This window comes from Hymenobacter sp. 102 (assembly GCF_049949205.1).
Taxonomy (GTDB): Bacteria; Bacteroidota; Bacteroidia; order Cytophagales; family Hymenobacteraceae; genus Hymenobacter.
Window position 1 is genome coordinate 4645831 of the sequence record NZ_CP188172.1, and the last position, 26187, is coordinate 4672017.

The 26187-nt window shown below is 53.2% G+C and carries 14 protein-coding genes and 1 pseudogene; 3 read left to right on the forward strand and 12 right to left on the reverse strand.

Annotation, left to right across the window (positions count from 1 at the left end; translation table 11 throughout):
- Positions 1-66: 66 nt before the first annotated feature.
- The 6 genes from ACN19L_RS20170 to ACN19L_RS20195 all read right to left on the reverse strand — a co-directional run bounded on the left by ACN19L_RS20170 (position 67) and on the right by ACN19L_RS20195 (position 14791).
- Positions 67-492 carry a hypothetical protein gene (locus ACN19L_RS20170; protein WP_426491246.1) on the reverse strand — a complete coding sequence of 142 codons (426 nt, stop codon included), beginning with the start codon at positions 490-492 and terminating at the stop codon, positions 67-69.
- Positions 493-497: 5 nt separating this feature from the next.
- Positions 498-1355 (reverse strand): endonuclease/exonuclease/phosphatase family protein, encoded by an 858-nt coding sequence (locus tag ACN19L_RS20175; RefSeq protein ID WP_426491247.1) that lies wholly within the window; start codon positions 1353-1355, stop codon positions 498-500.
- 178 nt (positions 1356-1533) lie between these two features.
- Positions 1534-4812 carry a DUF499 domain-containing protein gene (locus ACN19L_RS20180; protein ID WP_426491248.1) on the reverse strand — a complete coding sequence of 1093 codons (3279 nt, stop codon included), beginning with the start codon at positions 4810-4812 and terminating at the stop codon, positions 1534-1536.
- A gap of 8 nt (positions 4813-4820) precedes the next feature.
- Positions 4821-7907: a DUF1156 domain-containing protein gene (locus ACN19L_RS20185; RefSeq protein WP_426491249.1), complete on the reverse strand. Its 3087-nt coding sequence runs from the start codon at positions 7905-7907 to the stop codon at positions 4821-4823.
- A 103-nt stretch (positions 7908-8010) separates the two neighbouring features.
- Positions 8011-11466: a helicase-related protein gene (locus ACN19L_RS20190; protein ID WP_426491250.1), complete on the reverse strand. Its 3456-nt coding sequence runs from the start codon at positions 11464-11466 to the stop codon at positions 8011-8013.
- A 127-nt stretch (positions 11467-11593) separates the two neighbouring features.
- On the reverse strand, positions 11594-14791 hold the full coding sequence (locus tag ACN19L_RS20195) for an ATP-dependent helicase (RefSeq protein WP_426491251.1): 3198 nt from the start codon (positions 14789-14791) through the stop codon (positions 11594-11596).
- Between the two features lie 783 nt (positions 14792-15574).
- Here ACN19L_RS20195 and ACN19L_RS20200 point away from each other — a divergent pair.
- The 3 genes and pseudogenes from ACN19L_RS20200 to ACN19L_RS20210 all read left to right on the forward strand — a co-directional run bounded on the left by ACN19L_RS20200 (position 15575) and on the right by ACN19L_RS20210 (position 20637).
- Positions 15575-16740 (forward strand): annotated as a pseudogene (locus ACN19L_RS20200) (sigma 54-interacting transcriptional regulator).
- Between the two features lie 304 nt (positions 16741-17044).
- Positions 17045-19582, forward strand: a complete 2538-nt coding sequence (locus ACN19L_RS20205; protein WP_426491252.1) for an AAA family ATPase — start codon at positions 17045-17047, stop codon at positions 19580-19582.
- A complete protein-coding gene (locus ACN19L_RS20210) occupies positions 19579-20637 on the forward strand; it encodes a 5-methylcytosine restriction system specificity protein McrC (RefSeq protein ID WP_426491253.1) in 1059 nt (352 codons plus the stop codon). Before ACN19L_RS20205 ends, ACN19L_RS20210 begins: the two co-directional genes overlap by 4 nt.
- 77 nt (positions 20638-20714) lie before the next feature.
- On the opposite strand, the gene ACN19L_RS20215 is transcribed toward ACN19L_RS20210, so the two are convergent.
- From ACN19L_RS20215 to ACN19L_RS20240, 6 genes are all read right to left on the reverse strand, one after another.
- Positions 20715-21554, reverse strand: a complete 840-nt coding sequence (locus tag ACN19L_RS20215) for an HNH endonuclease (protein WP_426491254.1) — start codon at positions 21552-21554, stop codon at positions 20715-20717.
- A gap of 6 nt (positions 21555-21560) precedes the next feature.
- Positions 21561-22385, reverse strand: a complete 825-nt coding sequence (locus tag ACN19L_RS20220) for a hypothetical protein (protein WP_426491255.1) — start codon at positions 22383-22385, stop codon at positions 21561-21563.
- Positions 22382-23803 (reverse strand): reverse transcriptase domain-containing protein, encoded by a 1422-nt coding sequence (locus ACN19L_RS20225; protein ID WP_426491256.1) that lies wholly within the window; start codon positions 23801-23803, stop codon positions 22382-22384. Before ACN19L_RS20225 ends, ACN19L_RS20220 begins: the two co-directional genes overlap by 4 nt.
- Positions 23804-24210: 407 nt before the next feature.
- Complete coding sequence (locus ACN19L_RS20230) at positions 24211-24516, reverse strand: hypothetical protein (RefSeq protein WP_426491257.1); 306 nt, start codon at positions 24514-24516, stop codon at positions 24211-24213.
- A gap of 499 nt (positions 24517-25015) precedes the next feature.
- The gene (locus tag ACN19L_RS20235; protein ID WP_426491258.1) at positions 25016-25528 is read right to left on the reverse strand and encodes a GreA/GreB family elongation factor; all 513 of its coding nucleotides are present in this window, start codon (positions 25526-25528) and stop codon (positions 25016-25018) included.
- Positions 25525-26184, reverse strand: coding sequence for a hypothetical protein (locus ACN19L_RS20240; protein WP_426491259.1), 660 nt, complete (start codon positions 26182-26184; stop codon positions 25525-25527). Before ACN19L_RS20240 ends, ACN19L_RS20235 begins: the two co-directional genes overlap by 4 nt.
- Positions 26185-26187 lie beyond the last annotated feature (3 nt).

The following is a 26187-nucleotide window of genomic DNA, read 5'->3' on the forward strand; positions in this document are numbered from 1 at the left end:
ACAATTTATAGATAGATAATTATGAATAAAACAATCATTAGCATAGCTATACAAACCACTATAAAACTAATTTTCTTTATTATTTTGCTTACTTTGTTGGAATAGGTTTTCAATCGAGGACTTAACTCGTGGACTTTTTAGCATGATTGCTACTGTTTCCAAAAAGTCAATTTTATTCACCCCCTTGGCTTCGCGACCATCTATAACGCAATAAATATCAACTGGAAATCGACCTTCTGATTCACCTTCAACTACATTTAGAATCTTTCTTCTAAAATTTCCCAATTTAGGAGCAACAACATAGAGAGTATATATAGCCACAATTTTTACCGGATCACCCTCTTTATATGAGTCAATAGCATCTACATCCATTTTTAATTCCCCACCAGTTGCTTTTAGCAACTGATCTGATTGCGATATTAGTAGATTGTATGCAGACTCATCTGCTGACTTAGAGAAGTCAAAGTTTTTCCAAATGTTTTCCTGATTCATGTTCATTAGAATTTTAATTTTAAAATCACAGGCAGATGATCAGAGTAAACCTCTCTATCTGGTCGATTAAAAACTTTTGTGATATCCTCTCCACCTATATTTTTTATGATCTTCAAAAATGGATCATCAAGATACGATTTTAATCTAGGTCGCATTATTATTTGATCGTATATATTCCATTCATGTGAAATATGTCCAGGAGTCCGATAGTAGTATGTGCCATATTGTCTATTGATATCACCAAAGAAGCTCCACATTGGGTTATAGAAAAATTCATAGAAAGTCCCATCTATATCTCTCCCTTTCGGAGTTTTAATAGCATACTCCAAATCCGATAAAGCATTCAAACCATTTGCAGCAACTAATCCATTTTCAAATGGATTCATATTAAAATCGCCTATTAAAATAGTATTTTTACATTTAGTTTGTTCCTCAACAACAAGTATGTCTCTAGCGAAATTTACACATTCAAGGGCCAAACTAGCTTCAGACCAAGAGGTTTTTGAATGAAAATGAACAGCAAATAAGTTTAACTCGATAAGAGAATCTATAGTTAGCTTATGCGCGGTCCATCGAGTTGATTTATATAAATGACTTTTATCTTCAAATGAAGTATTTGAATATCTAGAAATAACGGTTAGTTTATCTTTAGAGCACTTAATTATTGAATAACTATCCCTTACTATCGTATTTAGCTTAGTTATAAATGAAAGATTGATATCATCTCTAGTTTCAGCAAGACAAATAATATCTAATTGACGTTCTATGGTAAGCATAACCATATAGTCACTAAGATCTTTTAAAAAGATCTTATTATTCTTTTTTTTAGGCTTAGATTCTATATTCCAAAAACCAATATTCATATTATCATAAATTAAATTACAAATAACGCAATGATGTTCACAAAACAAATTACTATATAAGAATCTGTGCTTGAAACCTTGAATATTAACTAAGCAGACAACTCATAACTTTCTCGAGAGAGAGTTATGAGTTGTACATGCATCAGTAAATATAACGACAATAGAATCATTTAAAAATTTATTCAACGTCAAGACTTAGTCCAAGCTGACGGGCAGACTCCTTTATCACCTTGTACTCAGGGCTGTTTTCGGTCAATGGATTTGATGCGGTGGAGCGGCCTTTGATTATAATCTCTATCTCCACGTTGTTCTTGGCCAACGGAAGAATAAAGCTGGTAAAAAGCTGATTGTAGTTCTCCAAAGGCACTTTCCCGGAAACAGTTACCGACCGATAGACCGAACTACCATTCGGCGACGGATTAGGGTCAGGCTGCTGTCCTGGTGTGGGAGGAACTCCGCCTGGCTGATATCCCGGATCAGGGGTTGGTCCTGACTGAAGAGTGGGCGTATCCGCCGGCTTTAACGATTTATCGACGAGCCAATAAGTTTGATCGGTCACGTCAAACATTGGAACTAACTCCCCTAAGTAGATCTTCGAAAATGTGATGCCATCCCCAGCGGCAATGGCAAGCTGTCCCTGCTGACAGTAACGCAGTAGACTGTCCTGCACTGCAGCTACCTTAGTAATCATAGGCTTGTCATCAAAGCGCAAAAAGGCTTCGTAGACCTCTCGGGTTCTTAAGGGCTGTTCGGGAGTCGGAAGCAAGTTGTGGCGGCCGAGTGTCTGATAGCCTACGCTGTCGAGAAGCCACTCTTCCTCCTTTAACAGAGCTGGCAAATTCTGGTTGAGCTGGTTATCTAGAGCAGAACTGAATTCTTTAAAGGACAAATGCTCCGCTCCGCCTTTGATTGAATATTTAACAACGACGGAGTATGCTTTGACTAGCGAGGATTCAATCTCACGAGCACAGTCATCAGAGCGACGTTTAAGCTCTTCTTTCTGCTCTTTTTCGAGTTGGCTACTATATTCTGAAATAGTATTTTGACATGCCAAGTAATCCCGCACATCAGCGCGGAGTTTGGTGGCACCCATGGTATTGCAAAGCAAGAACAGTAGAGTATTGCGGAATATTCGCTCACTGTTGCCTCGCTTGGTAGCCATGGCTTGAATGTGCTTCACGGTATCCTTATCAGGACTACCTCCAGTAGCAACTGAATAGTCTGGGTGGAGCACTATCAAAGTAGGACGCTGCTGTTCAGGCACATCGTCAAGGGGATTAGGTAGTAGGTTGAAAACCTGAACCAACCTCCTCTTCTCCTCTATGCGACGCAGAATATCAGCATTGACGGCCGGGTCTTTGATCTCATTCTTAGCCTGATTGATCAGGATGTTAATGTTGGGCTTGGTATGGAACCAGTAGCGCCTAGAACTACCACTTTGGGTGTAGTAAAGGTAATGGGCATGTTCTTCGAGCTCATCAAGAGCACTGTTAACCGTGTTTGGATTATAGGCAGCTGGTTTTAAGACATTGAGCTTAATTTCAGGAATGCTCAACCCCTTATTCGAATTGTCACGACCAAAGGAGTTTAGCAGCACTGTGGCGGCAATGCCTTGGGTGAGTTCCCACTGGCGGTATTCGGGGCGAGCCTGGTCAATTTTAAAGGCATTTGACGAGGAGCCAGCTACGTCGGCGGTAATGACTGCGTCGTAACCGCTGCCGTAGAGTTCCTTAATTTTACCAGTAATCGGATCAAGGTTTTGTAGCCGTGCGTCGGAGGTGTGGATGATTAAGTTTTGGCCAGGCAGTGACTGGTGGCGCTTCCACAAGTCGCTGAGAATGGCGGCCAGTAGGCGCAAAGCACCGCGGGTGCGCTGGAAGTTGTGGTGACTGGCCCAACGTAGGCGGAATACATCAATTAGTTCGGGGTGGAACGGGTAGGCCTTGTGCATGAGTGCACGGTACTCCGATGAGTTAGCGTGGCGGGGTAAGTCAGCGGCGGACTGCTGGTAGAGCGACTCGTATTGATCAAGGGCAGCTTGGTGTAGGGAGGTGCTACCTAGTTCATCAAACAGGCGTCTACGGATAACCTCAAAAATTTCTTCGTCGGCAACGGGTTGGGTATCGGAGCCAACGCGGCTGACCCGCTTCTGCAGAGACTCTAATATCTGCTGAGCTTGAGGCGTATTGCCAACTTCTTGGGGGCTAACGGGCAGGGTGATGACAGCAACGCAGTGGTTAGTACCAGCAACTGCTTCGGTTAATTCCTGTACGAAGCTGATAGTTTGGTCGGAGAGAGTACTCCCCCCCACTATACGGGCTGAAGCCTTAACGCAATAATCAGCCAACTCATCAATTAGAATTAGCGAGGGCCCTTTGCTCCGGTAAGCCAACGCTAGCACTTGCGTGAATAGGCCTGCCGGAGCAATAAGCTGTTCGTCATTGGGTCGAACAAGCTCATAGCCATCACGACCAGCCAGCTGATAAGCAAGTTCCCCCCAGATGGTTTGAAGATGGATGCCGTCTTCAGGGTTGCGGCCTCTGGCAGGGTCGTTGGTAGCGTTAGTAAAAACTGCAATACTAGCCTGTTGGAAGTTAGGAGTTCCAGTTGCGGCCACCAGTTCGGCAGTATCGGCGGAGGTAGCAGCTCTACTGCCTAGGCGGCAAAGGTGTAGCAGGGAAATCAGGGTATGCGTTTTACCGCCTCCAAAGCCGGTTTGAAGAGACATGACGCGGTTCTCGGCATCAGCGGCACCATTAAGGCCTTGTATTACACGTCGGGCGACAGATTTGAGCCCCTGAGTGAAGTAGGTTTTGGAGAAGAACAGGCCCGAGTTAGTATACATGGCCCGGCCGGTACCTAGTGCTACTTCAGTGAGGTTGGCCGCGAAGACACTCTCGTCCAGACGGCCTTCTCGGATATCAAGATGGGGCGTGACGACGTGAAACCAAGCCCGAGGTCCACTAGGAGCGGCGACAACGGGAGTAGCTACGGCAGCAGTAGCTGGTGTTAGGGTTTGGAGCTTCTGCAATTCTACCTCCAGCTCGCTCATGCCTAGCTGCTTGGCAATAGCCTTCATATGAATCCAAGCCTTGGATGCATCGTCTTCGTCAATAGGCTGGAAATGGGCAATCTTGTGGCGAACATCGGTGATTTCGCCGAGCCAAGTGGGCAGTTTATTGACAGTGCGCTGAAAATCGTTACGAAGTATTTCCTTTAGTTGAAGGGAAAACGACGGCAGGTACTGAAAATCAAGCAGGTTCTCAGGTAAGGTACCTGCGCGCTGTCCGTCATTCCAGGATTTGCGCTGCCCTTCGGATAAACCTCGAACAAAGTCACCTGGCCACGTCTCGCCGTAGTGCCGCTGGAGCACCGATACGGCATAAGGGCGGAAACCGTCGATGAACAGACCAAGGCTTTTATACAGGTTGTCCTGCTGAAATTGGGAGATGGGCATAACCTAAATTAGAGTGCGAGTTGACCTTGGACAGTGACGGGGCGCTGCTGCTGGAGTAGGATAGCTTCGCGCAGCACGCTTTCCTTGTCGGCGAGTAGGCCGAGAGCTTGAGTCTGGTCGTCTGAGCCAGCAGGCAATACCTCGACTAGTGCCGTGAGCACACGCCAGAAAGGCTGCTCGGCAGTGGAGGCCACGCGTAACACGTATTGGAGTAGCTGCTGACGGTTACCTGCCTTATAAAGCGCTAAGGCTCGATGGACTTCATCAATGAGAATGCTGTTTTTGGTTTCACCCAGATTGCGTGCAATAGCCATTCGCTCAGCGAAGCCAGCAAGGGTGAGCTTCTTGCCCTTCATGAGGAACAGATGTTTGGCTTCAAGCTCAGACACGTTTATGGTGAGGCCCACGCGGCTGAACTTGGCTGCGTCGTCAAAATCAGCTTCGCCAAAGCCGTAGAGCTGTAGCCAGGCTATGTAGAATTTGGTAAAATCATCACCATTAAAGCCTTTGAGCAAAGCAAGAAAGGCACTCTCACGTGCTAATTGCAGCAGTTCTGCAACCGATACTTCACTTCCGTCGGCTTTCTCCACGCGTTCATACTTGCCAAAAACACTAACAGCTTGACCGAAACATGCTGTCAACAAATCAGCTCCTCTGAAACCCATTCGGTACAGCTCTTCTACTTCATGCTGCACAGTGGTTTCAATTTCGCGCTTCACCTCTTTGAAATTACCATAGCCCGACCGAACAACTGGGCGACAGGAAACAGTCACTGAGGAGGACAAGAAAGCCTTATCTGTCTTTAAGGCACTTGTCATCTCCGTATCATTCGCCCAACTGCCAGTAATGTTCATGTTAGCCCCTAGGATGGAATTACAAAGGGTAGTCCATGCCTCAGTACTCTGATGGGCAAACATTATACTGACCACATCAGACGTTTGCTTTTCTATAGCGTCAAAAATCTGCTTTAGCTTTTCCGCAAAATGCAAATCAGCTGCCTTTGCGCTATTACCATGATGGTATTTCAAAGCAGTACATTCATCGACTTTAGGAGTCTGAGGGAAAGCAAAATTTAAGGGAAAGATATCCCCTAAAGTTCGTTTGAGCCAGACGTAGAAAAAGTCTGATAAGTCAGCATAAGCAATAACATCGTAGTAGGGAGGGTCTGTAACTACAGCTGTTAAGTACTTAGCAGGGAACTGGGAAGCGTCACCGCTTGAAGCGTTATTGCAAATGGTTGGGAATGGCGATTTGCTTTCACTCTCAATGTACCGAGTTATCCAATCCAGTTGGTTGAGGGCGCTTCCTGTACTGTCACAAAAAGGGTTAGACTCAGGGTAATCAAAAACCATAGCGAAGGCCTGTCTACCCATTGGCCTTTCTAACTTCTCGCCCCCTGTATGCCAAATGCCAAACGCTGTATTAACGATTGCAATTCTATCAATAAGAATCGCAAGGTATGTTGCCAAAGCCTTGCCATAATCATCCTCACCTGCTTTAACTTCTGATTTAATTTCATTTAACGATTTCAGAAGGTTCTCCAGCATGAACAACTGCCGCTTAGAGAATACTTGGCCGTACTCTAAGTAGCCCCAAGGGCATATGTCGAATTGCTTTGTATTGCCTTTGGCTAGCTTTTCAGTAATTACCAATGACGAGGTCGGAACACTACTTGCAGCCGTAATATCTGCTTTAGTAGGTAGACGGTAAGACTTACCATCTCCATTACTTTCGATAACAGCAAGCAATCGTTCCTTGATACTTCCGTTCAAGAACTGGTTTTTTAACTCCTTATTTGAAGTTGTATTGCCACAGCAAGGACATTTCAGGTTCTTTCTATTTAGAACCCAAGCTTCCACATTGCATTGACCTTGCTTTATTTCAAATGAAATATCAGTACCGTCGACAATAGGGTTTAGATAGATTTGTTTGCTGTTATTCTTGCCTACGATATTACATAAGTAAAAGCTTCTCAGAAGCGGTATCTCAGCACGACAAGATGGGTTAACGCAATCAGCTGTCCGCGCCCAATAATACACAACTGGCTTTTGGCCCTTATCATTGACAGGGTAATATAGCCCACACTTGTTTTCTGTGAGCTTTATTAGTTTTCTCGCATAGAAGCTAACATCAAAAGCAAGTCGGTTAGGCAACGCAACTATCTCCTTATGTTGACCAAGGAAGTTATTATCAGCTTCATACCTGCGCAACTCTTCAATTCCGTATTTTTCAACAAACTCTTCACGGCTAAATGAAATAGGTTTGCCAAAACGCTGGGGAAACTCTAGGCTACCGCGCTGAATAACATGGGCCACCGGATTGATATCATTACCAAAGGACCGGCACCCTAAACGGGCTGCTTCCAAAGGTATAGCACCTCCCCCAGCGAATGGATCAAATACGCGAGGCATTCTATCAAGGAAATCCTCGATTGCCTTGTTCAACACCGCTTCTTTACGCGTCACATCTTCGGCTTCCAAGTGCCTGTCAACTGTACTATACAGGGACTTTTCAGCATCTACAATAGCCTGATTAGCAGCATCAAATTCCTTTAAAAGCTCTTTTGCATTAAGTTCATTGGATGCGTTATTAGCAACCCATATCAATTTGCGGGCACGTGTAATAATTGCGTCATCATTTTTACTCTCCCAACGTATGAGACTGTTCGGATTTAAAAGTTTTTTAGGAACTGTACTGCGGCCTTTTTCCTGATTCTGAATAAAATCATCAGAGAACTTGCCTATAAACATAAGCAACCTGTTGCGAGCAGTATCCGGCAGTGAATCAGCCGCCGAGGTATAAGGAATATCATCGTAAGGCTTGTATGGATCGATTGAGATACCCGAAGCTGGGCTCAGCAATAACTCCACTGCTTCCCGAAAAGCAGCAGGGCAGTTAGGATCATCTGGATCAGGAACAAGCGACGCAAATACTGATGCGCGACAAACAGGGAGTGGTCTTCTGGCCCACCACAAATGCAAATTAGAAATGTGTCCATGCCTGATGTAGTTGTCGCGCACACTTTCGGCGGACACCTCCTTAATGGGCATAGCTACCTCAATGAGCTTTTTATAGGCTGAAGCGGTGTTGGTCATATTATTCGTACCTCGGAGACTTCTTTCGAGAAGCCAGCAGCCGTTTTAGGCAAACAAGGTTTTAGGAGCTGAAAGTGTAGATTAAGCGAAAGTGGAGAGCCCGTTAGACCGGCGTTGAAGCTGGCATTGCCTGCAGATGCGTCTGCCAGACTTTCATGGGCAAGAAGTACTGGATGCCCTTGAACTTCTGCTCAAAGTTCAGGGTATTGGCGGGATTTTGAATGCGGAACAGCTCCGGCGAGCTTTTGCAGTTCACCACGATGTACAACCAGGCCGAATCACCCAGCTGGGCCAGCCGGTTCCGCTCATTTTCGGTGAGCATCACGCTGCCATCCGGACCGCTGCGGCCTTTAACTTCCAGGTAGCGCTTAAGCCCGTGGGGACCTACGCTGCGGATGTCATAGCCTTCGTTGTTGGCCGAAACATCGTGGGGCGTCCAGCCCTGGCTTTCCTCGTAGGCCATCACCGTCGCCATTGCAATGGCTTCGGCTTCGTCGTCTCGGCTCATGCCGTAGTGGCCGGTGTATTCCACTTGCGACAACGGAACAACCCAGGCGCAGCCCAGTACCTTTGGTGGCTTCGGAGCCAACTGCTGCATCTGGTGCAGCTCTCGGAGGCGCTTCTGCTTGCGCTCGGACAGCTCTCGGATGCGCTGTTGCTTGGCATCGAGCTTGTCCTGTCCCCGCGTGTCGCCGAAGAGCATCTTCTGCTGCAGCTCCTGAATTTGCCCCGTCAAGTCGAGGATTACCTGGGTAAATGCCGTTTCGAGGTATTCCCGGCGCTTATCGGCATCGGCCTGGACGCGCTCCTGCGTTTCCTGCAGCTGGGGCATTGTAATTTGCTCAAAGCTCCATTGCACGACCGAGTCCTCGCTGATGGAGGCCGGCGGCGCGATGGTTTTAGCAAACTGCGTCGGGGGGTGCAGGTCCAGGAACTTAGCCGGGGAGGTAATCTGAAAATCGCCGCCAGGCTTCTGGTGCACGAGTAGCAGCCGCTCGTCGGCAATACTGTCGCCCCGCCGGTGCGGCCGGTTATCGGTCAGCTGCGACTTGACAAAAAAGGCGAGGTACTCTTCACTGTCCTCGGGGGATATGAGCACCGTGCCCTTCAGCATGTCGCCGCGGTATTCGTTACGCACCACACTGACCAGGCTGTCAAAAATGGGGTTACCGGGGTTGATATAGTGAATCTTGCCCAGGATTTTGCCCACGTCGCCCAGGTTCTGGTAATCCAAAAACACCTGCTTGTCGAAGCAAAACTGCAGCTGCTGCACCGTGCTTACTACCAGATTATACTCCTGCTTCAGGCACAGCGCCAGCGACTCCGGAATGGTGACCACCCGGAAAATATGCGGCCGAATCTCCTGATAACTGCCTCCCAGTTGCTGCAGGGCCCGCTCGAAGAACAAGCGCACGTAGATGGGCTGCAGGCGCTTCTCGTCGGACTCCTCCTTTAGCTGGCGGGCCCGGGTGTAGTTGACGGTGCTGTGCGCGAGCCGGTCGCGCTGCTCCTGAATCTTCTCCTTAAAGCGCGTTTTGAGTGTATCCGTGTCCTGGGCCAGCAGATCATCCAGTGCCGTATGCTTGCCGTGCAGCACCGAGTCAATGATGGCGTCAAGGTTCACGTTCTCCAGCACGTCCTGAATCACGTCGTACACCCGGTCATCGCCCATGCTCTCACGAATCGTGTCGAGCTTGGTGAGCAAACGCTCCAGCACCTGACCCTCGCGGGTGTTGCCGGCCACCATGTTAAAGACCAGCACGTCCTGCTTCTGGCCGTAGCGGTGGATGCGGCCCATGCGCTGCTCCAGCCGGTTCGGATTCCACGGAATGTCCCAGTTGATGAGCAAACGGCAGAACTGCAGGTTGATGCCTTCGCCGGCGGCATCGGTACACATCAGAATCTGGGTCTCCGGCTTGGCGAAGTCCCACTGGGCCTGGCGCCGCTCGTCGACGGATTTGCCCCCGTGGATGGTGGCCACCTGGTAGCCGTTGTTTTTCAGTCGCCCCTCTAGGTAGTTGAGCGTATCCTTGTGTTCAGTGAAGATGACGAGCTTCTCGCCACCGATTACATTCTGGCTCTTAAGTAGTTCTTTCAGCTTCTGGAACTTGCGCTCCTCCTGGTTGCTTTCGTAGAGATCATTGGCCAAGTTGTAGAGTCGCTTCACTTCCTTGGCCTCGTCCTGCAGTTCCTGCAGGCTCTTGGCCGTAGTGAATAGCTTGAATTTGCGCGGATCAGCCAGAATGGTTTCCAACGCTTCCCGCTCGTCGTCCTCCAGCTCGTCGTAGTCCGTGATGTCGTCCACGTCGATGCCTTCCAGCTTGTGGCGCTGCTGCCAGAGCGTAGGATTCTTGGCTATATCGTCCACGACGCCTTGTAGGGCGTTCATGCGGTGCGACAGCGTCCGCCGGATGGCGTAAATCGAGCTGACCAGACGGCGCTGCATCACGGTTAAGGCCAATGACACATGGATGTTGCGGGCTTGGGCCGCGTCTTCCTTGTGGCGGGTCAAGTAAGCTGTTACTTCATCGTAGAGGTGCTTCTCTTCCGGCGTGAGGTCATACGCAACAGTCCGAGTGAAGCGATCCTTGAACAAGGCATGCCCATTCCAGTCCTTCATGTCCTCCTTGAGGCGACGAATGAAGAACTTATTCAGCCCGCCTTTCTCATACTCCTTAACCCGAGAAGATGCCGTCTCTTCGGTGGCAAAAATATCCTCGTCCAGCAGCTGCAGCAGCTTTTTGAACGTATCCTTGCGGCCCCGGTGGGGCGTTGCCGTGAGCAGCAGCAGGTGCTCGGTTTGCTCGGCAAGCTTGGCCGCCGCTTCGTAGCGCTTGGAGCGGTACACCCGGGTAGCGTACTCGTAAGCCGAGAGCTTGTGGGCTTCGTCAATGACAACCATGTCCCAGTGGGTGTTACCCACCACATTAAGCACGTCCTCGCGGGAGATGAAGTCAATGGACGCCACAACGCGCTGGGCAGTGCTGAAGATATTTGGGTCGGCTGTGAACAGGCTGCGGTTGACCAGGGTGAAGGGGATGTTGAACTTCACCGCCATCTCGTCCTCCTGCCACTGCTTGGTCAACCCGCCGGGGGTAATAATCAGAATACGCTCAACCAATCCGCGGGACATCAACTCCTTAAGCAGCAGGCCAGTCATGATGGTTTTGCCCGCCCCCGTGTCGTCAGCCAGCAGGAAGCGAATCTTAGGCATGGGCAGCAGAAACTTGTAGACCGCCTCCACTTGGTGAGGCAAGGGGTCCACAATGCTGCAGTTCACCGCGAAAAGCGGATCAAAAAGGTGGGCGGAGTGAATCCGTTCGGCTTCCGCGAAGAGTGCAAACCGCACGGGGTCGCCACCAAAATCAAACGAGCCTTCGTCCGCGATTACTTCCAGCGCTTCAAACTCAGCCTGGGTAATTACGCGCGTATTCGCTAGTTGGCTGTTGACACCGGTGTACGACAAGGAGACCATACCACCCATGGGCAACACCTTGTTGATAATAACCGATTCACTGTGAATAAGATTGGCAACAATCTGCCCTTGCTGGATAGCCATAGGTAAGGAAAAAGGCTCCTAATATAGCTTAAAAAAAGCCTTATAGGTGCAGTTTACAGGATGGTTTGACATTTCGAGATAGGCCAAAGTACCGGCTCGGTAAATATACCCAGCCGGTACTTTGGTCTCAAGAATTCAGCTGGCACCAGGCGCACTCCGGCTTCCCACACCCCTGCGTGAACTCCCGGTTGCGAATGGCTCCGTGCACCGCTTCAATCTGCGCCAGCACCGCGGCTTCGTCCGCCGGCGTCACGCGCACGTACTCGCGCTTGTGCTCCGCCGGCTGGCCAAGCTCCGGTACCGGCTCCACGTACTCAAAAGCCACGGAGGCCGGCGTGAAGCGCCGTTCAGTGTCGTGCTGGAGCAGCAGGTAATAGAAGACGGCCTGGCGCCAGTAATCCCCACCCCGAGCTTTTTCATCGGCCCGCCAGTCCGCCAGCGTGCCCGCCGCAAATCGCGCGGGCAGCCGTTTGGGCTCATATTTCTTCCACTTGCTGGTTTTGTAATCCAACACGTCATGGCCGCGCCCATCGGGGCGAACGTCAATGCGATCGAGCTTGCCCGTAAGCTGAATACCGCTGCCGGGTAGCGTAGCCCGGTGCACCGTATGCTCCACCACCGAACTCGTGGCCCACGCCGCCGCGTGGCGGGCGTGGTAGGCTTGCACCAGCGCCAGGCCATGCTCACGGGAGCGCTCGTAGGTGGCCTCCGGCAACTCGTGGCGCACGCGACGGAAGTGGTCTTCAAAACAGTCTGCCATTGCCTGAGCCGAAGGGAAGCCCGGGCTGCCGACGGCCTGGGCCTGCCGAAAGCAGTGCTCCAGCGCGTAGTGGATGCTGTTGCCAAAGAACAGGTACTCCGAGCGGGGCGAAGGGACCCGCAGCACGTGCTCGTAGTAGAAGCTCACCGGGCAGCGTAAGTAGGCGTTCAGGTGAGTGCTGCTCAAAGCGTAATCGCGCAGCAGCTCATCCAGCAAGGCTGCGTCCGGGAGCGTAGCCGCGCCGACGGGCGGGGGCAACAACTGCTGCTGGGCTGCCTGCAGCTCTTCCGGCGTGAGCTTAATGGCCGTGCGCGTTAAGCCGGCAGCCTGCACCAGCTCGTGCAGAAACTGGCATTCCGCCAGGGGCTTGCCATCTTCGGCTTGACCGCTGGTGCACAGCACTAGGTGCTCCTGGGCGCGGGTGATGCCCACAAAAAACAGGCGCCGGGCCTCCTCTACGGCGGTTTCGCTGGCCAGGCGCAAGGAAAGCGTGTCGGGTATTTTATACGTGGCCCCCGTGAAATTTTTCACCCAGACTTGCTGCTGGCAGCCAATCAGCCAGACCCGCTCGAACTCCAATCCCTTAGCCCCGTGGGCCGTGAGCAGCTGCACACCGGCATTGGCCGAGCCACTCAACTGTTCCAACACCAGGCCTTCGCGCATGCTGGCCAGCATATCCCAGACGAGCAAAAACTGGGCGAGCCGCTGGCGGGGATTACGCCGCTCTTCGGTCCGCACGAACTGCAATAGCGTGTGCATCACGTCAAGCAAGTGGCGGGGTTGGGCATGCACGGCCAGTTGATAAGGCTGCAGCTTCTCCAGGCAGATGCGTTCAACCAGCACGGCCACCGGCAGGCTAGCGGCCGCCGAAATCCAGCGCTCCAGCTGCTGCACGGCCTGGGTCAGGTACAATTGAGTTTCCGCTCCCAGCTGGAGCTGCGCGGCCAGCTCGGGGCTGTCCACGACCCGGAGCAGCCATTCGCGCCAGCTCAGGGCCAGCTCACCGCCCAGGTTGCGGTTGTGCTGTCTCAGGCCGGCGGCCAGACGCACGCACGCAATGGGCGCAAGCTTAAAGCAATCCAGGTGCAGCAGCGAGAACAGTTGGCCCTCCCCCGCGTGGGGTCGCTCAGTTTCGGCGGCGACGTAGGCCAGAATCAACCGCAAGGCATGCGCCACGGGCTCTTCCGTGAGCACATTCACCCGGCGCTTGCGGGCAAAAGGCACGCCCCGGGCGGCGAGTAGGCGGGCCAGGCAATCCACCTGGCCGTGGTCTCGGCTGATGACCGCGCACTGGTGCAGGGGGAAACCCGCTTGCTGCAGGGCCTGCAGTTCCGCCGCGATGTGCGCTGCTTCGTGCAGGGGGGTGGTGTAGCGCCGCAGCTGGGGCTGAACATCACTGGCGGCAAACTGCGCATGGCGCGGCATCAACTCCTTGGTCAGGCCGGGAATCTGCCTTACCAGTCGCTCCTGGTTGTAAGCGATGAGAGTGGAGGCCAGCTGCAGAATGGGCGCGGAGGAGCGGTAGTTTTCCTCCAGTACGACTACCGCCGCGTCCGGGTAGCGCCGCGTAAAGTCGAGCACGTTGGCCACGCTCGCTCCCTGAAAGCGAAAGATGCTCTGGTCGTCGTCGCCCACGGCGAAGAGGTTGGGATTTGGCCAGTACGCCGCCAGGTGGTGCAAGATACGATTTTGCGCCCCGTTCGTATCCTGGTACTCGTCCACCAGAATGTGTTGGTAGCGCTCCTGGTAGCGCTGCAGTAAGCCCGGCTGCTCAGCAAACGCCTGCAGGGTCCAGCCCAGCATGTCGTCGTAGTCGTACCGGCTGCGGGCCTTCAAGGCCGCGCAGAAGGGGTCAAACAGCTCCGCGGCACTTGAGAGCACTCCCATCCGGTCAATTTCTTCCGCTACCAGCTCTGGCTTCATGTCGCCCGCGGCAATGCCCCGGGTCGCATTGGCCTGCTGGTACTGAAAGGCCGGCCGATTGGGAATGTCTTCGATGTAGGCCGCGATAGCTGCCTGGACCTCCGCCGGGCTCCAGCCCTCGTGCTTCATGGCCGAGAACAGCTGGCGCAGGCGCGGCACCTCGTAGTAGGCCGCCGCCCCAACCCGCCGCAGCCGGTGGCCGGCCGGCAGACCGTCCACCAGTGCCCGCAGGATTTCATCAGTTTCCAGCTCCGATACCGGCGCCAGGTCGTGGTAGCCGAAGTAGTCGGCGTTGTCCTGGATAAGCTGGTGACTGAAGCTGTGAAAGGTGTGAATGGCTACGTGGTTGGCCTCCGGGCCGATAAAGCGCAGCAGACGCTCCCGCATGTTGTGGGCCGCCGCCTCAGTATAGGTCAGGCACAAGATTTCCCGCGGCTGCACCTGCAGGTCAGGGTGCTGCAACAGCCAGCCCACCCGGGCGGCGAGCAACTGCGTTTTGCCGGTGCCGGGGCCAGCGACGACCAGTACGGGGCCATCCGGATGTTCGACGGCGGTACGCTGGGCTTCGTTCAGGCGGGCCAGTTCAGCGGCAAACGCCTTGGTAGTGTAAATGGAGCGGGGAGCGGGGGTAGCACTAAACATATTGAAAAAGGAATTGGTGAAAAGCCTAACCAGTGCTGATGAGCAGGAGCGCTGCAGTAGCTGCTGGGTACCGTTACCCTTTTCGATAATCACGCCATCCAATACCTGCATCCTATTTCAAACGACTAAAAATATTGCAACGCATTTATTTTCAATATTTTACCAACAAAATCATTTCACTATTAGGGTGTTTAACCAGAATACGCTCTTAAATTTTTACCGCAATTTATGCGGTAACACCTCCAAAGATGCGGTACTCATTGAGCCTTAAACCAGCAATACTCGCTTTATTTGCAGTAGGCGACTAGTGCATGCAGCCAAGATGTCGCGCCCGCTTTTTGCACTTCTGTTATCCAGTCACTCGACTTCCTTAACTCAGCTGCTAGCTCTTATAAGGTCGTTTTTCTGCTTTTTGATCCCCTCGCTGTATCCCCCATGAAGCATTACTTCATTTCCTGGCTCGCGCGCAACAATGACTTTGTCGACCAGCAGGGCCAGCGGCAACTCAACCCCCAAGGTCCCACCCTACAGTTTCACGAGCACTTCTTTACGCGCGGCCATTACTCAGCTCACTTGCTGCTCTACTCCTCTGCGGATCAGAAAAAGGATGCACTGCAATTAGCGGACGAAATCGTCGCCCGCTTCGGGCATAAAGTGACGCCGACGCTGCTGGAGCTATCCGACGTTATCGACGTGAATGCCATCCGCAGCCGGGTGGAGACCTGGCTGCAGCAATTTGCTGAGCATGAACTGACGCTCTACTTCTCGCCCGGCACCTCGGCCATGCAGCTGGCCTGGTACCTGGTACACCAGCAAGGGGTGTTGCGCACCCACCTAGTGCAGACCCGGGCCGGCAAGTTCAGCGCCAACGGCAAGCCCGAAATCCTGACCATTGAGGTAGAGCGCACGGCCACGCCTGTGACCGCGATTCTGCGCCAGCAGCAGCTTCAGCTCACAAGCGCGGTCCCAGAAACCCAGGCCACCGATTACTTCATTGGGGAAGCCCTGCAGCCCGTGTACAATCGGGCGCGGAAGGTGGCTCAAACCGACAAGGTCACCGTGCTCATCCGGGGCGAAAGTGGTACTGGCAAGGAGCACTTAGCCCGGTATGTGCACCAGCAGTCGGGGCGGGCGGGCAAGCCTTTTCTGCCCATCAACTGTTCCGCCCTGACGGACTCGACGCTGGAGTCGCGTTTGTTTGGCTATTGCAAAGGCGCTTTCACCGGCGCGGAGAAAAACACCAAGGGCCTGTTTGAAGAAGCGCACGGCGGCACCCTATTCCTGGACGAGATTGGCGACATCTCCCCGCCCTGCAGCTGACTCTACTGCGGGTGCTGCAATCCGGCGAAATTCAGCCCTTGGGCGGCACGCCGCGCACCGTTGACGTGAGAGTCATTGCGGCTACCAATGCGGCGCTGGAGGAGCGCTGCCGCGCCGGCCACTTCCGCTGGGATTTATTCTACCGCCTGGCCGTGGCGGAATTGGAACTACCGGCGCTGCGTGACCGGCCGCGCCCTGATCGCGAGCAGCTGCTGGCCTGGCTAGTAGCTTTCAAAAGCCGACAATTGCAGCATGAGCCACTGCGCCTGGCCGCCGGCGCGCGGCGCCAGCTCCTGGATTACTCTTTTCCGGGGAATGTGCGGGAACTGGAAAGCGTCGTGGAACACCTGCTGGTTTTCAGTGAGCCCGGCGCTACCGTCGAGCTTGAGGACTTACCGACCCGAATTCGCACGACAACTGCCCAGGGCGACTCCAGCAGCCTGTTACTGGAAGACGTTATCGGGCAACATATCTGCAAGGTGCTCACGCACTGCGGAGGCATTAAAAGTCGCGCCGCTCTGCTGCTAGGAGTAGAAGAACGTAAGGTGCGCAAATACCAGCTGCTGATGGAGGGCACCCCACCTTCTTCCCGTCCAAACGAAAAGGCCCGCCGCTCCACCAAATCGTAATTCCCAGAGCCACTTTGGCGATGCCAACGCGTCAGGATACTTCTAACTTCAAAGGCCCCCCATTACAGCCCCCAAGCGATTTGTCGGCCACGCTCACCCCGCTGATGGGTTAGTTGGCACCAGGTGGTCTTATCTCTACTCCAGGTATATACTTCCAAGCCCCCTAACGGAAAGGCGTGCCATTGCTACTGTGCTGCGCAAGGAGCGCTTAACTTAGAGCTTATTTTCTAGCTCCTGACTGGTCTGGTCGGGAGCCACCCGTTTCTTCGGCGATGCTTTCGCTGCCTTATCTCGCGTTTCTTTCATGAGTTACTATTATGAGAGCGAATATGCCGTCTACCGGCACCTACTGAATCGCACTCAGGTTTCCCCCAACGATGTCTTTCATCTGTCCCGCACCAAGTTGCTAAAAGATGATAGCAGCCCGACGCATTTAACGGAGGGGCAGATGGAGTTTACTTTCTGGGACTTTAATTACCAGGATTCTCCCAGAACGCGCATTTTCTATCGGGTCAAAGTGCGCTCCGATGGCTCTTATAGCCTGTCGCTTAACTGCATCTTTGGCCTCATTGCCGATTCCACCAAAGCCAACCCAGCAACGGGTCTAGCAACCCAGATTAATAAACAGCTCCTGTACCCCTGGCACCGGGCTCATCCCGAATCAGGGGGGATTTACTTGTCTTATCAACCAGCGGAGCATATAGACAACGCCGTTGATTTACTGCACGCTATCACGCAGTTGCTTGACGAGAGCATTCCCTTGATTGACGCAGCAATTGCGCAGATGCGCCAATCATTTCCTAGCAAGCCGGCGCCCCGTCTTCCGCAGGCTCCCTTTGCCAGATACCAAGTCAATTCCGAGGCCTTGTATGACCGCATACTAGGAACTGCAACCAAGAGATCCCTTCCTCGCAAGCGACTGATCACCAATCGGTGGAGCGTAAAAGTGGATCTTGCCCGGCAAGATTGGAATACCTTTCGAGACCAACAATACATCACCATTCCAGTGCCTGACTCACTGGGTGATTTGCGCACCTATTCTTCCCGAACGGCACTGTATCAGGCCTTGGATGAAAGTAACCGGGATGAAGTACTCAATACCCTGGACGCCTTTCGCCAAGTTAAACCCGGGGATATCGTGGTTGCTTTCACCAATGCGCAGGTAAGCTTGGGCATTGGAATTGTAACTGGACGGTACACGTACACGCCAAACGCGGCGCAACACAAACACACGTACGCTGTTTTCTGGGCCTTAACCGAATCCCTCACGCTGGCGCCCCAGCCGTTTACGGACACGGAAAGCTTCGTGCGGACTACTCGCTGGGACGAGATTGAGCAAAGCAGCAAAGCGCAAGTGCCCCAGCTTACGCCAATACTGCATGCGGTGGCGGCCAATACCTTCTTCCAGCAATTTCCGCAGCTGGCTCAAGGTACCCCCGCATCCGCCCCTGCATTACCGGCTTCCTCACCTCCGGTTACGGTGATTGTACCGGCCCCGGCGCCCACGCCTGAGCCTCAAGAAGCGCCGCGGCCGCGAACCGACATCTGGTACTGGTGGCTGGCGATGTACGCGACGCAGCGGCGCCTTGCTGATTTCAGCGTCGGTCAGCTCTACCATCTTCCAACGCACACCCCAGCTGGCAGAAAACGCCGTGACTACGAACTGCTACGACAGTTACAACCGGGTGATCAGGTGCTGGCCTGTGAGGCCTTACCCAGTCAACGACTTAAAGCGGAGCTGCAAGTCACGCAGCAACTTCACGAGGACGATGGGGGCATGGAAGTTATCACGCTACGCGTAGTGCGCTTTTTTCCCCGGGAAGTCCTGTTTGCGGAGCTGCAAGAAGTACCGGAGCTAGCCGAGCATCACCTCTGGCAGTCAGGGCATGAAATGCTCCTCTCCCTGACCAGGTCGCAGTACCAGGCCCTGCAACTGGCCGCATTAGACACGGATAACTTGGACGTCAAGCGCTACCAGATGGGCAAAGCCCTCCAGGAGCTTTTGATGAGCGCTCCTACCCTGGAACAGCTGCTGGCTGCCCTAAAGCGCAAAAAGAATATCATCATCCAGGGCCCCCCGGGCGTGGGCAAAACATTCGTGGCCCGGCGTTTAGCCTGGCTGCAAATGGGCAGTCAGGATAATGAGCGGGTACAAATGGTGCAGTTTCACCAGAGCTACAGCTATGAAGATTTTATTCGGGGTTGGCGCCCCCAGGCTGATGGCAACGGCGGCTTTGAGCTGGCTAATGGTGTATTCGTCGACTTTGTGCGGCGAGCCCAGCATGATCCTACCCGCGACTACTTCTTTATCATTGACGAGATAAACCGCGGTAACCTCAGCAAAATCTTTGGAGAGCTGCTGCTGCTGCTGGAGCCCGATAAGCGCGGACCCGAGTATGCCGTGCCGCTAACGTATCGGCGGGCAGGAGAGGACCCTTTCTTTCTACCCAGTAACCTGCACGTGATCGGCACGATGAACACGGCGGATCGTTCGCTGGCCATGGTAGACTACGCCTTGCGTCGGCGTTTTAATTTCCTGGAGCTGAAGCCTGTGCTGGATGATAAGTTAGTAGCCCATCTGGAATCGCTGCGTATTCCGGCTGAGTTTAGCCAGCGAGTGCTGCAGCGTGTTCAACGGCTTAACCAAACAATCCTGACGGATAAAAATCTCGGTAGTGGCTTTCTCATTGGTCACAGTTACTTCTGCACGCCAGCCTTGGGCTCTCCGGGCGATTGGTGGCGCGACATCGTCGAGCACGAGCTACGCCCTACCCTGCGGGAGTACTGGTTTGAAGACGAGCGTCGAGCGGAAAATGAGGCCGACGCCCTGCTGCAAGAATGAGCATACCGGTTAAGAACATTTACCATCTGCTTACCTACGCCTGGCACCACCTAGCGGAGGCCGAGCACGTCAGCCTGACTGCCGAAGAGGCGGATTTGCCCCTGCTACACTTGCTTGCGCGCGTACTGCAGCGCGGAGTTACGCACGTGGTCAAACGCGGCTTGGCCCGCGACTACGTGTTTCAGGAACAAGTCACGGCCCGATTACGGGGCAAGCTCTTGCTTGGTGAATCGGTGCGCCAGCGGACGTTGCAGCAGGCACAAGCCGTTTGTGCTTTCGACGAGCTCAGCGTGGATATTTTGCCCAATCAGCTGATTAAGGCCACCCTGCATCGCCTGCTTACCGTGGATCAACTTCCCTCCGCTATTCACACTGGCCTGCGCAGTCTGTACCTGCGCTTTGCGGAGGTCTCCTTGGTGCCAATTCGCGATGAACGGGTCTTTGAACAGGTGCGTCTGCATCGCCATACCGCCTACTACGGGTTTCTGCTCAGTATTTGTCACTTCATCTACGCGCAAGCGCTGGCCACCCAGGAGAGCGGGGAGCGACTATTTCAGGACTTTCACCGCAATGAGCGGCAAATGAGCCAGTTGTTTGAGGGCTTCGTGCGCGGCTTTTATCGTCACCACTTTCCGCACTACGCCGTTAGTGGACGCCGGCTGAAGTGGCAGCTAGAAGCCGAAAGTGACCACGCACAGCGTCTACTTCCTACCATGCTTACGGATCTTGTTTTGGAGGGTGCGAACCGCACCATTCTCATTGATTGTAAGTATTACCAGGAGGCGTTAGTGCAGCACCATAACCAGCAACGGCTGATCTCGGCCCACCTTTATCAACTCTTTGCCTACCAGCATCATTTGCAACACGAGCAGGTCGACAAGCCCGTTGAGAGCATGCTGCTTTATCCCGTGGTAGATCAAAGCTTACGTGTCAGCTACCGTCAGCCCGGTACGCAAAGCCGCGTCCACGTTGTTACCGTCAATCTAAACCAGTCGTGGCCCGCGGTAGAAGCCGAGCTACTTACGCTCTTAAACGACCAGTCGGAATCTATTTAACCAAGGGCGAGAAAAGTGAAAATGTCCGCCTATGATATGCAGTGCAGGCCAGCTGGTGATCCGCCCGTCACTGGCCCTTATTCTCCACCGTGCTCCGACAACTTGTTGTAAGTAACGGTAACCCGCAATCGAGCGCGCAATTCTTCAATCGACAGGCCGGCTTTCGTGCGGTGGAGCATAGCGTGGCAGTTTGGGCAGACGGGTCGTAAGTCTGTGATGGGATCAATGCTATACGCCTGCCCGATATGGGCTAATTGATTGAGGTGGTGAACGTGAATAAACTCCTTTCCCAGCGAGCCATACGCCTTTTCAAAATTGAATTGGCACACGGCGCAAGCATAGCCGTACTGCTGTAAGCATACTTTTCGCGCGTAAGGGTTACGCTCGTATCTGGTCAAAGTAATCTGGCTAGGGGAACCCTCCATGAAGGAGTTAGCCGGCTGAGGACCTTGGGCAAAGAATCCCGCCGGACTGCGTTTGGTTGTAGAAAGGAAATCATACCAGACGGCTTCCAGTTCATCAACTACGTTCGGCTTGATGGCTACTCCCGACGACTGCGGTGTCCACCGTTGCGCCGCTAAGTTGCCCGTGGAAAGAATATCCAGCCCCAGAATCGCTTCGGTCGCCGGATCAAATAAGCAATCCAGTTCCGCTTCAACAAACAACGTCTGCTGCTGGGGGTCTTTCCAGTGAGCCGCGTAAAATGGCGCTTTCGTAATGAAGCCCGAAGCGACCAGCCCTTTGGGGTAGCTACCGAGCTTAACCAGAAACATCCGATCCCCAGGGGCAATGACTTTAGTGTTGCCGCAACTCCACCTAATAGTTGCTTTTCCTTCTTCGGCCAGCTGCGTCGCCGCCTCTTGGTACGTTGACCAAGGAAATAGCTTCTGGTTCCAGGCAAACAGGTACGTTTTCAAATGCTGCTACCTAGTTATGTTATTATACATACGGGCCAGATAATCCCGCACGCTGGTATGGTTGCGCTCACGAATCATTTGCATTGCAAAGTTCTCATGACTGGGCAGTGCCTCCGTTGAGTTTAATAGCACCGTACACCGATGCTCTTCCATATTTCTGATGTTAGCCAGCGTATTGTAAATGGAATAGTGCATCCCATATATCTCCTGATTATAGGCCTTTATTTTGACGTACGTGCGGATCTGATCGATCGACTTAATACTCTTTACATCATCACCAAACCCTTTGACGTCCACCCTTAGCTGCTTAAAATCGGCTATTAGCGTTGGTATATCATGGCCATACCGGAGAAAGTAATAGTAGTTTAGCATTTCCTCGACTTGGAAGGCCGCAAAGGTGCAAAAACGCCGAAAAGCCTGCTCCTCGTGGAAGTCAGGCAGAAATTCTACTCGTCGTAAGGCGCCCTCCATGCGCATGTTATCGGCCAGCAGCTGGCGCCGAACGCGCGGGTCTTCTATTTTCTCGTACAGCAGGGATGCCGGCTGTTCTTCCACCCCCGCAAGCTGAGCTAGCTGCTCTCCCATCCGCCCGCTCAGTTGCTCAAAATACTCTTTAATTTGGGTTCCTAGCGCCTGCAGATCCGTGGTGGATGGGTCACTTGTTGCAGCCAGCATCTCTTTCTGTTGATCGGGCGCGGTAACCATCGGTTGGCGTTTTACTTTAATTGCCGTCAGCCGATTTTGCAGCTCCGTTACCAGCTGCGATGTTCCTACGGGCAGCTTAAATTGATTGATGTGGTCTTGAATTGATTTGATCTCGTCATCACTCATAAAAACTCTTCTGTTCTGCGCAGAAGCTCCAGCAGCACCGATGTTTGCTTATACTCTTCGTTGACTAATAATGCCATGCGGTGAGCAAATTGAAGATACATCGGGTCCTCTTTTCCTCTCACCATTCCCAAGTAAGCGATTTTCCCGGCCACCACGTGCTCTAACTTGGGTATGCGCCCCTGGTGGCGGCCGTAGGCTTTACTTTCCCCGTAGCCTTCGCGAAGCTTTGTCGTAGCTGCTTCGTAGCCATAAGTAGCCCAGTTATGGAGCATGGCCCTGAGCTGACGGACGTACTCGCGCGGCGCATTTGGCTTGTCATTCACAATCACCCCCGTCACTTCCTGCCGCATCGCTGGCGTCTGCAGCCGCTGCTTTTTCTGGTTTTGCTTGTACCCCTCCCTGGCCAGGATAGCGTTCAGGGTGGTGTGAAACTTCTTACTAAAGACGTGACGATCGCTGGAGAAGGTCAGATCATCCGCGTACCGGGTATAGTGACAGCGAAACTGCTTAGCCAGTTGGCCCAGCCGGCGATCCAGTCGTTGACACACAACATTTGTCAAGAGGGGGGAAGTAGGCGCTCCCTGCGGTAAAGCTCCTTGGTCACAACATAAGTTAGCTACTAGATGAGCGCCATCCTTGCTCAGTCCAAAAGGGGGCAGCTGCAACACGGCAACTACCCGTCCGAAGTGAGTACTGGCAAAGAAGTCCTGCAAGTCCAGGTTTAATACGAAGCGACGGCCGGTATGGGGCGTGGCATTGGTTAGGACGCTGCGGCCCGCAACGAAACCATGGGCCGCGTCATCTACCCAGCCAAAAACGGTCGTCAGGCACAGCAGCAGCAGGCGTTGCACCCGTAGCAAACCGTCTTTGGGGGCTTTGATTTCGCGCTTCTCCCCCTTTGCCCGCTTCGCAATCTGAAAGGTGCGGTAGCGCCTCCCTTCCTGCTTGTAGGCGTAATAATTAAGCGCTTTGGCACTAATCGGTTTCGTGATCGCGGAGGGATGTTGCTTGCTATGCCAGGGCATAGCGGCGTTCAAAACCCACGCGAGCGTCTTCGCGTCCCGAACTTGCCGGAAGGGTTCGACAAGATCAGCGAGTGCGTTTATCTGCCAGGTAGCTTGCGGGAGTTCATCCGGAGAAGTGATCAGCTGGCTTACATCCTGCAGGAAGAAATCATCTAGCTCGGGGAAGAGATCATCTATCATAGAATAATCCGGCTCTAACGCAATGTCGGCTTCATCAAACGCCGCTAAATAATCTTCCAGTGCTTCAGCCTGCGGCCTCTCATCTGTTGACTGCTCCGCATTAGCGGGTTCACTGTTTGGTAGTGCTTCTTTGCTTGTCTCACTCTTCTGCAGCCCGGATACTTCTCGCTTAGAGCCAGGTACAGAACTATCATCAGCAGGTGTGGATGCCATTATGTAAATAGATAAAGCGTTAAGAAAGTGCCTGCTGGATGTTTTCCAGTCTTATATCTTGCTGTTTCAAGTCAAGACATGATCTCACTGTGTTCAGCAGATGAGCAGACTTACAGCCATGATTTTCTCATTTCCTTGATCTAAGCAGCCAGTTAGACGCCGTTAGATGGGGGGTGAGTAGGTTGATCATCGCTGCCGTTGGCTTAACTGGCTCGTTACCGAACCAGTCAACTACGAGCACGGCGCAACGCCGCACGAGGTCAAAAGTCTTTCCGCAGGCACTTTCAAAACGCTACTACATGCCGAAGCTCGACATATATTCTCTAGTTTATCACCGCAAGTAATGCAGCGGAAACGGTTTTCTTATCATGTTTAACAGGTCATCTTACATGCCCTGTTAAAATCAATTAGAATTCATTTCTACTTACCTCATTCCTTTCGCTCTCCAGATCAGGATAAAGCTCCCGGATCAGCTCTAGCTTGTTTGCAGCTCTGGCCTCGGCTATTAGCTCTGCCCGCAGCTCATCGTGCAAGAAGGCGGCATTTTGCTCCTGCCTTGCTTGCCGGATAGCTAATTTCATCTCTTCGCGTAAGGATAATTCGACTGTTCCCGTGCCTTTGCAGCGAAAGCACACGCCTTTTTGCACATAAGAGTATTTGGAAATGGTGCCTTTGCCATTACACCGGGGGCAGTTACCGGGGGGATTTACCATGTTTTGATGCAAAGTGAGTTGAAAAGATTAAAAAAACTGGCAGCTAACTGATTATACTTAAAAGCTGTGTTCGGACGGGTGTACGGGATCAGTTACGCTTTTTTGCAATCGCGCTAGCAAGGAAGCTAAAGCGGCACTACCTTCCAAAGTAGGGGGCTCACCCGTGTATTTCATCGCATGCCGGCACCGGATCATTTCCTGTACTGCAGCAGTCGAGTCCAAAAATGCACAAACCCGAGCCAGAACTTGGTGTGGCTGCCTGTTGCTCAGCTCATATCCCCGCTTCCCGAGCCATAGATTCACATAGCGAAACAATAAATCGTAGTTCTGCAGGTAGGTTCGGTTCGGCAGGCGCTCGAGCCGCTCCTTGCTGCTTTGCTCCCGCTCTTGCGAGTGCCTCGTGGGGCCGGGCAATAAATGACCTGATTGCACTAGCTGATGCAGGAAAGGGAAACACATCGCAAAAAAGATGACCGTTATCGAATCGGTTTTAAGAACACTACAGAGCTAGCAAGCGGGTGCTTTCCCAATTTTGGTACAGCTGCAGGATGCGCAGCCGAGTTTTGCCCGCTGGAATCTGCACCTCGACTTCCGCGCCGGGCAGCAGCTCGTACAGCGCTGCTCCGATGGGGGAAGTGTAGCTGATCAGGTTGCGCCCCAAATCAGATTCGCCGTGGCCCCCAATCTCGTAAATCACTTCCCGCGGCACCCGGTCCCGAGCCCCTTGCATGGCTAAGCGCACGATGGAGCCAATCTGAATCTGTTCGGTGTTGCGGTCCGTTCGCAGCCACAGGGTTGAGGTAGCCAGCAGTTTCTCGAGGTTTTTCAGCTCCGTGATAGCCCGCTCCTCCAGCTGAATGAGCTGGTTGTAGCCCGGATTATCGTGCCAGCCGTCGCCGCTGGCGCTGTAGGCGATGTTCTTTTCAGCTTGGATATTGCGGATTTTCAGGCCTTGGGCCGTGATTTTGGATTCGAGCGCCTGCTTGCCGGCCTCGGTGATGTAGTACTTCATGGTGTGGAATTCAGGTTGAGTTCGGTATGGAAAAGAGCGTCAGGAGTCAGCCGGCGCATCAAGGCCCACCATTGCTGCAGCAGGGCCGCCGGCGGCTGATTACCATCCAGCACGTGCCACTGGGTATGCTGCAGGCGGGGCACGGGAAAGGCCGCGATTTCCTCGTATGCGGCCCGTGTCGCCCGTAAGCGCGGCAAGGTTTCGTCATGCAGTCCGTAGCAACGCCCCCGTGCCCGGGCCCTTTCCCAGGCCAGTTCCGGTTCGACGTCCAGCAACACGACGTGGTCCGGCGCCGGCACCCGGGCCTCCAGCCGGTCTACCCGACGAATGCACTCGTGCGGGCTGCCCCATTTGCGCCACCGCGTGGCGTAGCTAGTTACCACGCTGCGGTCACCCAGCACCAGCGGCTGCTGCCAGCAAGCGGTTGCCGCCGCGTAACGGGCCCGGTGCGCGTACAGCCATTCGTTCCAGGCATCTAGGCGGCGTAGACACGGTAGCTGCGCGCTTAAGCGCTCCGGCCAGCTGCTCTCCGCCGGTACGGGCCGCGTGGGCTCCACCAGCGCGAACTCAATTTGGCGCGTAGTCAGTAGCTGCTGCGTTGCGGTGAGCAGGCTGGATTTACCGCTGCCCTTTAACCCTTCTAAACAGATATACATGGC